We start from the raw sequence: 14,985 nt of genomic DNA on the forward strand, positions 1-14,985 counted from the left end.
CTTATGGGTCCGAGGTGCGCTCATGCCCGGTGGCGCCCGGATGGGGGTGCAACTGCCGGCGGAAGCGCTCGGGCGACATGCCCGTCCACGCAACGAAGGCGCGATAGAAGGTCGACGTGTCGGCATAGCCGAGTTCGGCGGCGATCGTCGCGATCGGCTGGCGGGTCTTGGTCAGGCGCGACAGGGCGATGTCGCGGCGCATCGCGTCCTTGATCGTGCGGAAGCTGGAGCCTTCGTCTTCGAGCCGGCGGTGCAGGGTGCGCGGCGACAGATGCAGGCGTGCGGCGATGTCCTCGAGGGCGAGGCTGGCGGGCAGCGCATCGCGCAACAGGTCGCGCACACGCAGCACCATGTCGCGGTCGCGCCGGTACAGCATCGTGATCTTGCCGGGGGCGCCGGCGAGAAACGCGCGCAGCGCCGCCTCGTCACGGCGTACCGGAAGGTCGAGCAGGTTGTCGCGCAAGCGTGCGATCAGGACCTCGCCGTCGAAGTCGGAATGCTCCGTATAGACCAGCGCATAGTCGTCGGCATGGGCAGGGCGCGGGTACGGAAAGCTCACCGAGTCCAGCGCCAGTCCGCGCCCGACCAGCCAGCAGGCGAGACCGTGGATCAGCCGCAGCAACCATTCGAAAGCGAACACGCGCGCGGGGTCGTCCCGCGATTCGCGCAGCGGCCGGGTTTCGGCGATACGTAGCTCGGCGCGCTCGCCGCTGCGCTGGATCGACACCGCCAGTTCGGGCAGCACCAGACGCAGGAAGCGGCTCGCGCGGTCGAGTGCTTCATCCAGCGTCGCCGCCCCGAGCATGCCGCGGCACAGAAATTCGAAGCACCCCGGCCGCAGTGGCTGCGCGAACAGGCCGAAGCCCTCGTCGCCCATGTCGCGGGTGATGTCGTTATACAGGGCTGCGTAGCGCTCGATCGGAATCCGTGTGGCAGCGTCTGCAAGGTCGATCCCCGCTGCGGCCAGCAAACGGGCCGGATCGCGGCCGTCCCGCTGCATGCCGGCGAGCATGCCGGTGACGAAACCCATCGCCACCGTCGCGCGCTTGCGGCGGTGCGGGACTTCATCGGGAGTAGCGCGGGCAGGAAATCGGGCCATCGCAGGCGGGCGGTGCCAAGGGTGGGAAGTTTGGCGGATTTTGCACGATAGACGTCCGCGCGAGCAATGGCAAATAGCCCGTCGCCCCTCTACTATTAATCGGATAACGCCTATACGGGGGAAAACCGACATGACCAATCTGAGTGAAGCCAAGAAGCTCGTCACCTACAAGCCGAAGCACAAGGTCCGCTTCGTCACCGCCGCCGCGCTGTTCGACGGCCACGACGCGTCGATCAACATCATGCGGCGGATTCTGCAGTCGACCGGCTCCGAGGTCATTCACCTGGGTCACAACCGCTCGGTCGGCGAAATCGTCAACGCCGCGCTGCAGGAAGACGTGCAAGGCATCGCGATCACCAGCTACCAGGGCGGCCACGTCGAGTTCTTCAAGTACATGATCGATCTGCTCAAGGCCAATGGTGGCGAGAACATCAAGGTCTTCGGCGGTGGCGGTGGCGTGATCGTGCCGTCCGAAATCAAGGAGCTGCACGAATACGGCGTCACGCGCATCTACTCGCCCGAAGACGGCGCGATGATGGGCCTGCAGGGCATGATCAACGATCTGGTCGCCAATTCCGACTTCGACCTGACCGGCGCCGCGCCGGCCTCGGGCGAGCAGATCCTCAAGCAGCTCACCAGCGGCGAGCGCAGCGCGCAACTGCGCAGCCTGTCGCGCATCATCACCGCGCTGGAAAACGGCGCCTATGGCGACGACGTCAAGAAGGCGCTGACCGAGGCTGCCGCCAAGCTCAAGACCCCGACGCTGGGTATCACCGGTACCGGCGGTGCGGGCAAGAGCTCGCTGACCGACGAGCTGGTGCGCCGCTTCCGCCTCGACCAGAACGACAAGCTCAGGATCGGCATCGTCTCGATCGACCCCTCGCGCAAGCGCACCGGTGGCGCGCTGCTCGGCGACCGCATCCGCATGAATGCGATCGAGCACGAGAACATCTACATGCGCTCGCTGGCGACGCGCGACACCGGCTCGGAAATCTCCGCCGCGCTGCCGGAAGTCATCGCTGCCTGCAAGCTTGCAGGCTTCGATCTGATCATCGTCGAAACCTCCGGCATCGGCCAGGGCAACGCCGCGATCGTGCCCTACGTCGACCTGTCCCTGTATGTCATGACGCCCGAGTTCGGTGCGGCAAGCCAGCTCGAGAAGATCGACATGCTCGACTTCGCCGACTTCGTCGCGATCAACAAGTTCGACCGCAAGGGCGCCGAAGACGCGCTGCGCGACGTGCGCAAGCAGTACCAGAGGAACCGCGAACTGTTCACCACGCCGACCGACGACATGCCGGTTTACGGCACCATGGCGGCGCGTTTCAACGACGACGGCCTGACCGCGCTGTACCAGGCGATCTTCCCGAAACTGGTCGAGAAAGGTCTCAAGGCCAAGCCGGGCAGCCTGCCGAAAGTGACGACGAAAGCGTCGTCGCACGGCCGCGCGATCGTGCCGGCCGAACGCACCCGTTATCTGGCCGAAATCGCCGACAGCGTGCGCGGCTACCACAAGCACGTGCAGCAGCAGGCCCGCGTCGCGCGCGAGCGCCAATCGCTGAAGATCGCCAAGGCGCTGTTCGAGCAGTGCGGCAAGGACGCTGGCTCGCAGGTGACATTTGACGAACTGATCGGTTGGAAGGACGGCGAACTGACCCCGGCGGCGAAGAAGCTGCTCGAAATGTGGCCGACGACCAAGGAACTCTACGCCGCCGACGAATACGTCGTGAAAATCCGCGACAAGGAAATCCGCACCAAGCTCACGTCCGAATCGCTGTCGGGCAGCAAGATCCGCAAGGTCGCGCTGCCGAACTTCGACGACGACGGCGAATCGCTGAAATTCCTGATGAAGGAAAACGTCCCCGGCTCCTTCCCCTACACCGCCGGCGTGTTCGCGTTCAAGCGCGAAGGCGAGGATCCGACGCGCATGTTCGCGGGTGAAGGCGACGCCTTCCGTACCAACCGCCGCTTCAAGCGCGTGTCCGAAGGCATGCCCGCGCACCGCCTGTCGACCGCGTTCGACTCGGTGACGCTGTACGGCTGCGACCCGGATCCGCGTCCGGACATCTACGGCAAGATCGGCAACTCCGGCGTGTCGATCGCGACGCTCGACGACATGAAGGTGCTGTACGATGGCTTCGACCTGTGCGCGCCGACCACCTCCGTGTCGATGACGATCAACGGCCCGGCACCGATCATCCTGGCGTTCTTCTTCAACACCGCGATGGACCAGCAGGTCACGAAGTTCCGTGCCGACAACGGCCGCGAACCGACCGAGACCGAGTTCCAGAAGATCAAGGAATGGACCCTGTCGACGGTGCGCGGCACCGTCCAGGCCGACATCCTCAAGGAAGACCAGGGCCAGAACACCTGCATCTTCTCGACCGAATTCGCGCTGAAGATGATGGGCGACATCCAGGAGTTCTTCGTCCATCACAAGGTGCAGAACTTCTACTCGGTGTCGATCTCCGGCTACCACATCGCCGAAGCCGGCGCGAACCCGATCTCGCAGCTCGCTTTCACGCTGTCGAACGGCTTCACCTACGTCGAGTCGTATCTGGCTCGCGGCATGCACATCGACGATTTCGCGCCCAACCTGTCGTTCTTCTTCTCCAACGGCATGGATCCGGAGTACTCGGTGATCGGCCGTGTCGCCCGCCGCATCTGGGCGGTCGCGATGAAGGACAAGTACGGCGCGAACGAGCGCAGCCAGAAGCTGAAGTACCACGTGCAGACTTCGGGTCGCTCCTTGCACGCGCAGGAGATGGACTTCAACGACATCCGCACCACGCTGCAGGCGCTGATCGCGATCTACGACAACTGCAACTCGCTGCACACCAACGCCTACGACGAGGCGATCACCACGCCGACCGAGGAATCGGTGCGCCGCGCGATGGCGATCCAGCTGATCATCAACCGCGAATGGGGCCTGGCGAAGAACGAGAACCCCAACCAGGGCGCCTTCATCATCGACGAACTGACCGATCTCGTCGAGGAAGCGGTGCTCAAGGAGTTCGAGGCTATCGCCTCGCGCGGCGGCGTGCTCGGTGCGATGGAAACCGGCTACCAGCGCGGCAAGATCCAGGAAGAGTCGCTGTACTACGAGCACAAGAAGCACGACGGCTCCTACCCGATCATCGGCGTGAACACCTTCCTCAACCCGAAAGGCAGCGCGCAGCCGGAAATCGAACTCGCGCGCTCGACCGACGAAGAGAAGCAGGGGCAGCTCAAGCGTCTGGCCGATTTCCAGGCGCGCAACAAGGCCGAAGCGCCCAAGTGGCAGGCCAAGCTGCGCCAGACCGTGATCGAGAACGGCAACGTGTTCGAAGTGCTGGTCGACGCCGTGCGCTACTGCTCGCTCGGCCAGATCACCGACGCGCTGTATCTGGTGGGCGGGCAGTATCGTCGTAGCATGTAAGCGGTGATCGGCTCGGCATCAAGGGAAACGGCGCTACGGCGCCGTTTTTTTTACACGGGCAGTGTGCGTTCGCGTGGGGCGGGAGAGTGGCTCGTGGCTCGCCGGCGGAGGCGCCGCCCGGGGTGCTGCGGGGGCTGCGGGGAAATCGGTGAATCAGTTAATGGCACCAAATCGGGGCGAAACTCGATGCAACAAGAATGTCTTGATTGGAATCACCAGATGCATAAAGCAATGAAAATTTGTCGTCCGTATCACTTCATGCACCATCTGAGGGCATAAAATGAAATATCAGTCGCTCGAGGATCTGACGAGCCTTGGTGCTGCGCATGCGTCCGTGCGGCTCAGTGTGCCCCCTGACGGCGAACGCGGCATTCTAGTTCAGCGGCCGGTCCTCGATCACGGGGGCCGGCCGACTCCATGGTGACTGCGCCTCCCAGTCGTTGAACTGGGCGGTCGGAATCGGCCGGCCGACGAAGTGGCCCTGCGCGGTGTCGCAGCCGAGCGTCTGCAGGCGATCCCACACTGCCTCGCTTTCCACGCCTTCGGCAACGACGCCGAGTCCGAGGTTGTGGCCCAGTTCGACGGTGGAACGGACGATGATCGCCGACCCCGCATTGGCCAGCATGCTCATGACGAAGGACTGATCGATCTTGAGCGAATCGACCGGCAGTTTCTGCAGATAGCTCAGGCTCGAGTAGCCGGTGCCGAAATCGTCGATGAACAGCTCCACGCCCATCGCTTTCAGGCGCGCCAGGGTTTCCAGCGCGCCCGCGGGATCTTCCATCAAGGCGCTTTCGGTGAGTTCGAACTGCATCATTTCCGGTGGCATCGCCCAGGTCGCGAACAGTCCGGTGATGCGCTCGATCAGCCGCGGGTCGCGCAAGTCCTGCGCCGAAAGGTTCACCGACAGCGGTCGTCGCATGCCGCTTTCGTACCACGAGTAGCTCTGCCGGAAGGCGGCCTCCAGCACCCAGCGCGTGAGCGGCATGATCAGGCCGGCGTGTTCGGCGAGTGCGATGAATTCGCCGGTGGCGATCATGCCGTGCTGGGGATGCTGCCAACGTACCAACGCCTCAGCGCCACACACTTCGCCAGACTTGATCACCACTTTCGGCTGGCAATACAGCAACAGCTCGTTCTGGTCGATGGCGCGCCGCAGATCGCTCATCAGCGCCAGCCGCCGCGTGCTTTCCCGGTCTTCCGTGCCGCGGTACAGGGTGTACTTGCACGCCGTGTTCTTCGCCTGCACCGCCGCGATCTTGGCGCGGCGCAACAGCGCGTCGGGCGTATTGCCATGGCCGGGATACAGGGCAATACCAATATAGGCGTGCGGGTCCATGGTCAGCCCGCAGATCGACACCGGATCGCATACCTCGCGCATCGCGTGATGGGCCGTGCGCGTCGCCGTCTCGGCGCTCGCATTGGGGAGGATGAGGGCGAACTCGTCCTCGCCGACGCGTGCCACCGATTTGTTGTCGCCGGCGATGTGCGCGAGGCGCGCAGCCATTTCGACGATCAGGTGGTCACCCTCCTGGTAACCCAGCGTGTCGCTGATTTCCTGGAATCGCCCGACCTTCAGCAGCAGCACGGCCAGTGACTGGTTCTCGCGCTGTGCGCCCTCGATCGTCGCGCTCAGGTTCTCGTGCAGCGAGGTGCGGTTCGGCAGATCGGTGAGCGCATCGAAATACGCCATGTGGCGGATGGTCTCCTCCGCCTGCTGGTGTCGCACCCGCATGCGCAATGTCGAGATGCCGAAGGCAAGATCGTCCGCCATCTCGCCGAGCAGGGCGCATTCACTCTCGTCGAAAGCGTCCCGCTCTGCGGCGAATATCGTCAGGTTGCCCGCCACCTCACCGGCGATGATCAGCGGAAACGCGGCGACCGACGCGTAACCGCGACTGAGCGCTTCCGTGAGTGGGATGGGGAAGTGGTCGGCCACCAGCGTGCTGACATCCTGCGCCACCGCCCGCTTACCGGTCCTTACCGCCTCAGCGGTCGGGCCGCCCTCGCCTTCGGCCCACGTGAAGTGCGCGATATCGAAAAAGCCCTCTTCGAAACCGTGGTGGGCAACCGGCCGAAGCGTCCTCTGCTCGTCGTGTTCGGCAAAACCGACCCACGCCATGCGGTATCCGCCCAGTTCGACGATCACCCGGCACATATCCTGCAGCAGCGTCTGCTCGTCCTGGGCGCGCAGCAGCGTGCGGTTTCCGGCACTCAGCGTGCGCAGCGCACGTTCGGCGTAGCTCATGGCTTTCCTCCTCGCCGAGTCTCACAGGACCGGCGTCCGGGTGTGCCGGCCTTTGTCGTACCTGCCTCGAACGGTCTATCGTCGCTTCCGCTATCCGCGCGGTTATTCACGACCCCTCGCGGGAAGGGCAGCGGTGAACGCAGCCGCGCTTATCAATTCATCCTAGTGCCGAAGTGGATGTGACGCAACGGTGACGCCGGCGGGTCACGCCGGAGAACGCGCCTTCCACGCACCGATCGCGACCGGCAGTAGCGAGAGCACGATGATGCCAACGATCACCAGGGTCAGGTTCTGCTTGATCCACGGCATGTTGCCGAACCAGTAGCCGGCCAGCGTCAGCGACACGACCCACGCCAGCGCGCCGACGACGTTGAACAGCGTGAAGCGCGCGTAGCCCATGCTGCCGATGCCGGCAACGAACGGCGCAAAGGTGCGGAACAGCGGCAGGAAGCGCGAGATCACCAGCGTCTTGCCGCCGTGCTTCTCGTAGAACAGGTGCGTCTTCATCAGCGCCGCCTTGTTGAACAAGCGCGAGTTTTCCCAGTGGAAAACCTTCGGCCCGAAATAACGGCCGATCGAGTAGTTGACCGTATTGCCGAGAATGGCGGCGAGCGTCAGGGCGACGATCAGCAGCGTGATGTCCATGCCGCCCAGTGCCGCCAGCGCACCGGCAACGAACAGCAGCGAGTCGCCGGGCAGGAAAGGCGTCACGACGAAGCCCGTTTCGCTGAAGATCACCGCGAAAAGAATGGCGTAGATCCACACCCCGTAGGACTGGACGAGGGCCGCGAGGTGCTTGTCGAGGTGCAGGACGATATCGAGTAACGGAGCAAGGAATTCCATGGGGGATACGGTAGGGTCGGCCGGCAAAGTCCATGATTCTACCTGAGCAGCGGTATCCCGGCCGCGGGGTGGACCAGGCGCGGGTGACCCATGAGTTTCCGTGATATACGAGGTGGATATTGTTGCGGATCGCGGTACATAGATTTCAATGATGCGATCTTGTAGCGCAACATCCGCCGCCCTATAGTGAGCGCCCGCTCCGAGTCGGCTGCATCAATCCGCATGCAATTCGTGCGCGATGTCCGTGATACCCATCGCTGGCGTGCGCGGCCCCGGACGTATCGTGAGAGTCGTGGATGTCCGGTTTGCTGCGCATGATCTGGATGGAGCCGCCGGTGCGGGCGGTGATCCTCCTGACCACCCTGATGGTCTCGACGCTGGTCGGCGGCACCGCCTTCCTGCTCTATGACCTGCGTCAGCGCGAACTGGAATACGCGCGCGCCGAAATTCAAAGTCTGAGCCGGATTCTGGCCGAGCAGACCAGTCGTACGCTCGACGGTGTGTCGCTGGCCCTGCGCGGGGCGCAGGAACGCCTGTCCGACGACATCGGGCAGGGCTTCGAGCTCGACAGTTACCCGGTGCTCGCGCTGCTCAAGGCGCGTACCGAAGGCTTGCCGCAGTACAGTTCGATGTTCGTCCTCGATCCCAACGGCATCGTCATGAATTCCTCGCTGCTCGGGCGGCGTCCGGGGTTTTCGGTGGCCGACCAGGACTACTTCGCCGGCCTCGTGCCAGGTGGCGAAAAAGTCCTTATCAGCCAGTTGTACCGCCGGCGCTTCGACGGGGAATGGACTTTCTACCTCAGCGCCCGGCTCGTTGACGGGGCGGGAAACTTTCGTGGCGTCGTCGCGGCTGCCGTGCTCGTGGACTATTTCGAGTCCTTCTATCGCCGCCTGGATTTGCGTTTCGGCAAACAGATCCAGTTGATCAACGCGCGCGGGAAACTGGTGGCAAGTTTTCCGAGCCACGCCGACAGCATCGATCAGCCGATCGGCGGGCTGCCGACTTTCCCCGAAATGCGGGAGCGGGGGACGGACGAGACCACGATCATCACCGAGAAGGTGGGCGGCGAAAAGCGCTTTGTCGCCTATCATCCGGTGCCGCAGTATCCCTTCCTGATCGGCGTTGCGATTGACCAGGAGGCCGCGCTGATCTCGTTGCCGATGGCTGCGCGGCCGATCGTCATCGGCGCGGGGGCCGTCGCTGCGCTGATCCTTGCCGCCTCTGCAGGGGTGGTCTGGAGCATGCGGCGGCGGGCGGTGATGGCGCGCGCCCTGCAAGAAAGCGACGAGCGCCTGCGCCAGATGGTTGAATCGGTGATGGACGCCATCGTCACCGTCGACGAGGACTTGTGCATCGTCCTGTTCAACAAGGCCGCCGAACAGATGTTCGGCGTCGGGGCGGCCGAGGTCATCGGAACGCCTTTCGAACGGTTGCTGGCGAAGGCGGTGCGTCCGGGCTATCGAGCCATGCTCGGCGGTCATAATGAAAATGGAGCACTCGATCGAGCCAGTATGGGCCGCGCCGAAACCGTCGGTCGCCATGCCAATGGCCGCGAATTTCCGGCTGACGCAAGCTTCTCTACGACGTTTTCCCGCGGCAAACGCTTCTTCACGGTGGTGCTGCGCGATCTGACGGAACGGAAGAAGATCGAAACCCATCTGCGTGAATCCAACCGTCAGCTTCACGAGCTGTCGACCTCCCTGCAGAATGTGCGTGAGGAAGAGCGGGCGGGGGTCGCACGCGAAATGCACGACGAATTGGGGCAGTTGCTCACCGGCATCAAGCTCGAACTTTCCTGGCTCGGTGGCCGTCTGCCGGGCGAGCGCGCGGACCTGCAGGATAAAGTCGGGGTCATCAAGGGGCAGCTCAATCAGACGATCGCCTCGGTGCGACGCATCACGTACGAACTGCGGCCGCTGATCCTCGACGACCTCGGGCTCCTGGCGGCGATTTCCTGGCTCACCGATGATTTTTCACGACGCACCGGTGTCGAAGTGGTGCTCGATATCGATGGCGATGAGCCGGAGCGCGGCGGCGCCGAGGCGACGACGCTGTTCCGCCTGCTGCAGGAATCGCTGACCAACGTTACCAAGTACGCGCGCGCGACGATGGTGTGGATCAGCTGCCGCCGCGAAGGTCGCAACTGGCGCCTGACCATCCGCGACGACGGTGTCGGCTTCGTCCTGAATCCGGCAAGGAAAGCCGGGTTCGGCCTGGTTGGCATGCGCGAGCGGGTACGTCTGCTGGAAGGCACGTTCGCGATCCATTCCGCTCCGGGCGAGGGCACCAGAATCGAAGCGACGATCCCGGCACGAGGCTGACAGGGAAGGAACATGGAAAAACTGAGGGTGTTGCTTGCCGATGACCACGCCATCATTCGCGATGGTCTGAGGCAGATTCTCGCCGACACGGACGATCTCGCGGTCGCGGGCGAGGCCGCTAACGGGCTCGAGGCGCTGCACATGGTGCGTGACCACGAGTGGGACGTGCTGGTGCTCGACATTTCCATGCCGGGCCGCAGCGGGCTTGATCTGATCCGCCTGATCAGGGATGAAAAGCCCAAACTGCCGATCCTCATCCTCAGCATGCATCATGAGGAGCAGTACGCGCTGCGAGCCCTGCATGCCGGCGCATCGGGCTACCTGACGAAGGAGAGCGACGCCGAACTGCTGGTGCATGCGATCCGCCGCGTCGCGCGCGGTGGCGTCTATGTCAGCGAGACGGTTGCGGAACTCATGGCGCGCGGTCTCATGCCCTCCACCCACGAACTGCCGCACACCACGCTGTCAGACCGCGAATACCAGATATTCCACATGCTCGTGCTCGGTCAGGGACTTACCGAGATCGCTACCGAGCTGTCGCTGAGCGTCAAGACCGTCAGCACGCACAAGACGCGCATCCTGCAGAAAATGGGGATGACGAACACCTCCGAGCTGATCCGTTACGCCATCGCCCACCACCTTAGCGAAGCGAGCGACATGTAATCGGCGTCGCTGCCCGTCACTTTCTCGTTCGGGCTTCGCGCGACCTTTTTCTCGTACATCGCCATTTTCCCGGTTCGCCGGCTCTCGGCGCGCGAAATCCCGCCGGATTTGTGATCCTTCGCGGGCAGATAATCCCTTTGCCCCATTTGTCATCGCGATGATTTGATTTATGCTTTATTGCACCGGTTCGCGGACACGCTGGTTCGCATGGGGAGTCCGGTGTGGTTTCAGGTCAAAGAGGCGTCATTAGGAATTGTCCTGCAAGCAATCTAAATCCATGACTGATTAGTGGTTTCTGGAATTGAATGAAAATTTGTCTACATTGGATTTGGCCTCATGGCGCCGTCCATATGTAAAAACCAGCTTCTAAGGAGTACCCCAAGATGAAGTTCAGCCTCAACCGCATCTCGCTGCTGGTTGCAGCCTCCGCAGCGATCCTGACGTCGTCGGCTGCGTTTGCAGCCGTCGATGCGGACGCTGCCAAAGCGTTGGCGAAGAAGAACGACTGTTTCAAGTGCCACGCGGTCGACAAGACGAAGAAGGGGCCTTCGTACAAGAAGATCGCAGCCAAGTACAAGGGCAAGGAAGCCGAAGGCTTCGAAAAGATGCACAAGAACATGACCACCGGGCCGAAGGTCAAGCTCGAGGATGGTTCGGAAGAAGATCACAAGATCATCGATACCAAGGATGAAGCTGCCATCAAGAATTTGATGCAGTGGATTCTCGCGCAGTAATCGTTCTGTTCTGAATCACGCCGTTCCTCGCGGGACGGCGCGGTAATGAATTCCAGATTTCAGGGGGTAATATGAAGAAAATGCGACGCTTGCTGGCGGTGCTCGCCTGTCTCGGCAGCTTTTGCGCGGGGGCGGCTTACGCAGCAGATGAGCCCAAAGAGGCACCCAAGGACATCGTCCTGACTGGCGATGCCAAATGCACAACCTGTCACGACGAGAACGATTCGCCGGAAGCGCTGGCTATCGGCAAAACGCGACATGGCACGGTTGCGGACAAGCGCACGCCGGGCTGTACGAAGTGCCACGGCGACAGTGAGCGCCATGTGAAAGAGGCTGGTCGTGGAGGCGGCGAGGCGCCGCCGGTCGACGTCGGTTTCAACACGAAGAATCCCGCCTCGGCGGAAGCGCGCAATGCGGCCTGTCTGAACTGTCATCAGGGAAGCACCCGCATCTTCTGGCAGAACAGCACCCACAGCCGTCGTGATGTCACCTGTGCGTCCTGCCACAAGATCCATGATGGCCACGACAAGGTGCGTGAAGCCAAGACACAGCCCGAAGTCTGCGCGACGTGTCACAAGGAGCAGCGCGCCCAGTTTGCGCGTCCGTCGCACCATCCGGTGCCGGAGGGCGCAATGAGCTGCTCGTCGTGCCACAACGTGCATGGCGACAATCCGTCGCAGCTCGCCAAGCCCAGCGTCAACGAGACCTGCTATTCCTGCCACATGGAAAAGCGCGGCCCCTTCGTGCATAACCATCAGCCGGTAGCCGAAGACTGCGCGATTTGCCACAACCCGCATGGCACGAACGTCGCGAACCTGCTGAAGTCGCGTCCGCCGTACCTGTGTCAGGAATGCCATAGCCACGACAGCCATCCCAGCCAGCTCGCCGGCCTGCCCACCGGGGCGACCACCAGCACCTCGCTGCTCGGCACCGTCGGACGCGGCTGCCTGAACTGTCATACCAACATCCATGGCGGCAACAGCACTGTGAATAGTGCTACCGCTGGGCGCTTCCGTCGCTGATTGGCCTGAGGGAGAATGACATGAAAAACACGACTACGACATTCAGGCTCACCGCGGTCGCGGCCGCCCTGTGCGCTGCTTACGGATCAGCCTTTGCGGAAGACGACGAGATCAGGCAACTGACCAAGCCGGACAGTTCGATCTCGGTCGGCGCCGGCTTCTGGTCCAACGATCGCCAGCAGCAGGGCATCTACGATGGGATGCGCGACGACGGGCTGTACGGCCTGGTCGACGCCGACATCGTCAAACGCGACGATGCGAGCGGAACCTGGTTCACCTTCACGGGTGAGCGTCTCGGACTGGAGAGCCGCAAGTTCTCGGCTGAAGTGCAGCAGCAGGGGAATATGGGCGGCTTCGTCAACTACTCGCGCACGCCGCGCGAGCACCCGCTCGTCATCCGCTCGGGACTCCGTGGTATCGGTCAGGACACCCTGACCATCAGTGGTGCGGGGGCGAATGCGCTGCCATTCCGCGACGTCGAACTGAGCACCTACCGCGATCTCATCCATGTCGGGTTCAACAAGAACCTCCTGAGCGGGCTTGACGTCAAGGTCAGCTTCAAGAACGAGGAGAAGAACGGTAGCCGGCATTGGGGTCTCGGCAGCCAGGCGTTCTTCCTGGCCGAACCGATCGAGAGCACCACGCGGCAACTGGACGTGACGCTGGAGTACACGGGCGAGCGCCTGCAGCTGGCCGGCGGCTATGCGGGCAGCTGGTATGGCAATCACAACGACCTGGTGTTGGCGACCGTCAGGGGGGTGACGACCAACACTACGGGTGCTCCCAACCCGACGCCGCTGTCGCTGCCGCTCAACAACGAGGCTCACCAGTTCTTCCTGAACGGGGGGTATTCATTCACGCCTTCGACGCGCGGAACCTTGAAGGTCTCGCGTAGCGTTGCGACCCAGGACGAGTCCATCCCGAGTATTTTGCTGGGTGGGGTCAATGCGCCGTTCGTGGGTTCGCCGCGCAGTCTGGACGGCGAAATTGTGACCTCGCTGGTCGAGCTGGGGCTGAGCTCAAGACCCACCAGCAAGCTGTCGTTGAGCGGGAGCCTGCGCTACTACGATGTCGACGACAAGACGCCGCTCGTGGGCTTGGTGGGGAGCAACACGACCAGGGTGGCGACGGTGCATAACACGCCGCACTCGTATACGACCAACACCGGCAAGTTCGAGGCAGCCTACCTGCTGCCGCAGCGCTTCAAGGTAATTGGCGGCATCGACGTCAAGCAGCAGGACCGCTCGGCGCCGAAGTTCGTTAGCGAGCGTTTCGTGCCCTTCAACGAGCAGATCGACGAGACCACCTACCGGCTGCAATTGCGGCGTTCGATGTCCGACACCGTAAATGGCTCCATCGCCTTCCTGCACAGCACTCGGGACGGCTCGTCGCGTGAGTCGCCGCATGATCCGGAGATCTTCGACACGATCAATCCGCTGCACATCGCCGACCGTACGCGCAACAAGTGGCGGTTGTCGCTGGACTGGGCACCGGTCGAAGCCTTTAGCCTGCAGTTCAACGTCGAGGATTCGCACGACGACTATGCGAGCGAGGATGGTCGTCCGTTCGGTCTGAAGGATGGCCGCGCGACGCTGGTGTCGGTGGATGCGCGCTATGCACTGACCGACGAGTGGCAAGTCACCGGCTGGGCGTCGCACGATGTCACCCGCGCCAAGCAGCTTGCAGGGCGTTGGCCGCAGGGCTCGGATGAATTCGCCGATATCGACATGGTCAAGGATGCCGACCTGAGAGACACGGGCGACTCAGTCGGCTTGGGTCTGCGCGGTGCGTTGAGCGACAAGCTGAAGATCGGTGTCGACGTGCAGTGGACCCGCACGGAGAGTTCGTATGACGAGGACACGTCGCCTAGTACTGCAACCTTCCCGACTTCGGCCGGCGTGACCGCGGCGCGGTTGCCGGACATCGAAAACACGCTCACGCGTCTTTCGATGTTCGCCCGTTATGCGGTTCGCAAGAACGCGGACGTCCAGCTCGACCTGATCCACGAGCGCTGGAAGACCGATGACTGGAGCTGGAGTTTTGCGAACGGATCTGCCTTCACCTACGGTACGACCACCGATCGCACCAGCGTCTCGGTCAAGCCGAAGCAGACGGCCAACTTCATCGGCATGCGTTACATCTACAAATTCCAGTAAGCCGGATCGGTAATTGACCGATGTCACAGGGCGACGCAAGTCGCCCTGTTTTCTTTATGAGACGTCATAAAAATGACAAATATATATCGTGAGTCGATGCCTTGGAGAGCGCGGTTGCTCGGCTCCCCGGCACGAATTCTCGGTCTCGCCGCCGTCGCCGTGAGCTTGTTCTGTGGTACACCGGGCGACGCCATGGCGGCGCCCGAAATGGCAGACAAGTCTGCTGGCCTCGACAACGCGACCTGTCTGGAGTGTCACGAGACCGGCAAACGCGAAATCGAGGTCACCGACAAGGATGGCGAAGCGGTAGCGCTGCCGGCCGTCGCGCCGGACAAGTTCGCCAAGAGCGTGCACGCCGGCATGGACTGTGTCGCCTGTCATACCGACATCGTCGATGCGAAGGAAGCGCACCAGAAGGCCGCCAACGTCGCCAAGCCGGACTGTGCGAGCTGCCACGTGCAGCTGTGGGACGAGGCGA

The 14,985-nt window shown here is 62.8% G+C and carries 9 protein-coding genes and 1 pseudogene; 7 read left to right on the forward strand and 3 right to left on the reverse strand.

Annotation, left to right across the window (positions count from 1 at the left end; translation table 11 throughout):
- Position 1: 1 nt before the first annotated feature.
- Positions 2-1,030, reverse strand: coding sequence for an AraC family transcriptional regulator (locus tag GPA25_RS06365; RefSeq protein ID WP_211162980.1), 1,029 nt, complete (start codon positions 1,028-1,030; stop codon positions 2-4).
- Between the two features lie 199 nt (positions 1,031-1,229).
- Here GPA25_RS06365 and icmF point away from each other — a divergent pair, with 199 nt between their 5' ends.
- Complete coding sequence (gene icmF / locus GPA25_RS06370) at positions 1,230-4,517, forward strand: fused isobutyryl-CoA mutase/GTPase IcmF (RefSeq protein WP_169259527.1); 3,288 nt, start codon at positions 1,230-1,232, stop codon at positions 4,515-4,517.
- Positions 4,518-4,890: 373 nt separating this feature from the next.
- Here icmF and GPA25_RS06375 read toward each other — a convergent pair whose 3' ends face one another.
- Together GPA25_RS06375 and GPA25_RS06380 are read right to left on the reverse strand one after the other, a co-directional pair.
- Complete coding sequence (locus GPA25_RS06375) at positions 4,891-6,765, reverse strand: putative bifunctional diguanylate cyclase/phosphodiesterase (RefSeq protein ID WP_169259528.1); 1,875 nt, start codon at positions 6,763-6,765, stop codon at positions 4,891-4,893.
- 204 nt (positions 6,766-6,969) lie between these two features.
- On the reverse strand, positions 6,970-7,608 hold the full coding sequence (locus GPA25_RS06380; RefSeq protein WP_169259529.1) for a DedA family protein: 639 nt from the start codon (positions 7,606-7,608) through the stop codon (positions 6,970-6,972).
- Between the two features lie 296 nt (positions 7,609-7,904).
- On the opposite strand from GPA25_RS06380, the gene GPA25_RS06385 reads away from it, so the two are divergent.
- From GPA25_RS06385 to GPA25_RS06410, 6 genes and pseudogenes are all read left to right on the forward strand, one after another.
- On the forward strand, positions 7,905-9,932 hold the full coding sequence (locus GPA25_RS06385; RefSeq protein WP_246265414.1) for a cache domain-containing protein: 2,028 nt from the start codon (positions 7,905-7,907) through the stop codon (positions 9,930-9,932).
- A gap of 12 nt (positions 9,933-9,944) precedes the next feature.
- Entirely contained in the window at positions 9,945-10,595 is a 651-nt protein-coding gene (locus tag GPA25_RS06390) for a response regulator (protein WP_169259530.1), read from the forward strand.
- Positions 10,596-10,978: 383 nt separating this feature from the next.
- Positions 10,979-11,329 carry a c-type cytochrome gene (locus GPA25_RS06395; RefSeq protein WP_169259531.1) on the forward strand — a complete coding sequence of 117 codons (351 nt, stop codon included), beginning with the start codon at positions 10,979-10,981 and terminating at the stop codon, positions 11,327-11,329.
- A gap of 71 nt (positions 11,330-11,400) precedes the next feature.
- Positions 11,401-12,351 carry a DmsE family decaheme c-type cytochrome gene (locus tag GPA25_RS06400; protein WP_343034851.1) on the forward strand — a complete coding sequence of 317 codons (951 nt, stop codon included), beginning with the start codon at positions 11,401-11,403 and terminating at the stop codon, positions 12,349-12,351.
- Between the two features lie 20 nt (positions 12,352-12,371).
- The gene (locus tag GPA25_RS06405; RefSeq protein ID WP_169259532.1) at positions 12,372-14,507 is read left to right on the forward strand and encodes an MtrB/PioB family decaheme-associated outer membrane protein; all 2,136 of its coding nucleotides are present in this window, start codon (positions 12,372-12,374) and stop codon (positions 14,505-14,507) included.
- Between the two features lie 207 nt (positions 14,508-14,714).
- Positions 14,715-14,985 (forward strand): annotated as a pseudogene (locus GPA25_RS06410) (DUF4926 domain-containing protein); the annotation flags it as partial.

This window comes from Aromatoleum diolicum, from assembly GCF_012910955.1.
Lineage (GTDB): Bacteria > Pseudomonadota > Gammaproteobacteria > Burkholderiales > Rhodocyclaceae > Aromatoleum > Aromatoleum diolicum.

Excerpts from the sequence above, each read along its gene's own strand:
- GPA25_RS06390 (WP_169259530.1), top strand. The coding sequence starts at position 9,945 with ATGGAAAAACTGAGGGTGTTGCTTGCCGATGACCACGCCATCATTCGC.
- GPA25_RS06400 (WP_343034851.1), top strand. The coding sequence starts at position 11,401 with ATGAAGAAAATGCGACGCTTGCTGGCGGTGCTCGCCTGTCTCGGCAGC.
- GPA25_RS06385 (WP_246265414.1), top strand. The coding sequence starts at position 7,905 with ATGTCCGGTTTGCTGCGCATGATCTGGATGGAGCCGCCGGTGCGGGCG.
- GPA25_RS06405 (WP_169259532.1), top strand. The coding sequence starts at position 12,372 with ATGAAAAACACGACTACGACATTCAGGCTCACCGCGGTCGCGGCCGCC.
- GPA25_RS06380 (WP_169259529.1), bottom strand. The coding sequence starts at position 7,608 with ATGGAATTCCTTGCTCCGTTACTCGATATCGTCCTGCACCTCGACAAG.
- GPA25_RS06365 (WP_211162980.1), bottom strand. The coding sequence starts at position 1,030 with ATGGGTTTCGTCACCGGCATGCTCGCCGGCATGCAGCGGGACGGCCGC.
- GPA25_RS06395 (WP_169259531.1), top strand. The coding sequence starts at position 10,979 with ATGAAGTTCAGCCTCAACCGCATCTCGCTGCTGGTTGCAGCCTCCGCA.
- icmF (WP_169259527.1), top strand. The coding sequence starts at position 1,230 with ATGACCAATCTGAGTGAAGCCAAGAAGCTCGTCACCTACAAGCCGAAG.
- GPA25_RS06375 (WP_169259528.1), bottom strand. The coding sequence starts at position 6,765 with ATGAGCTACGCCGAACGTGCGCTGCGCACGCTGAGTGCCGGAAACCGC.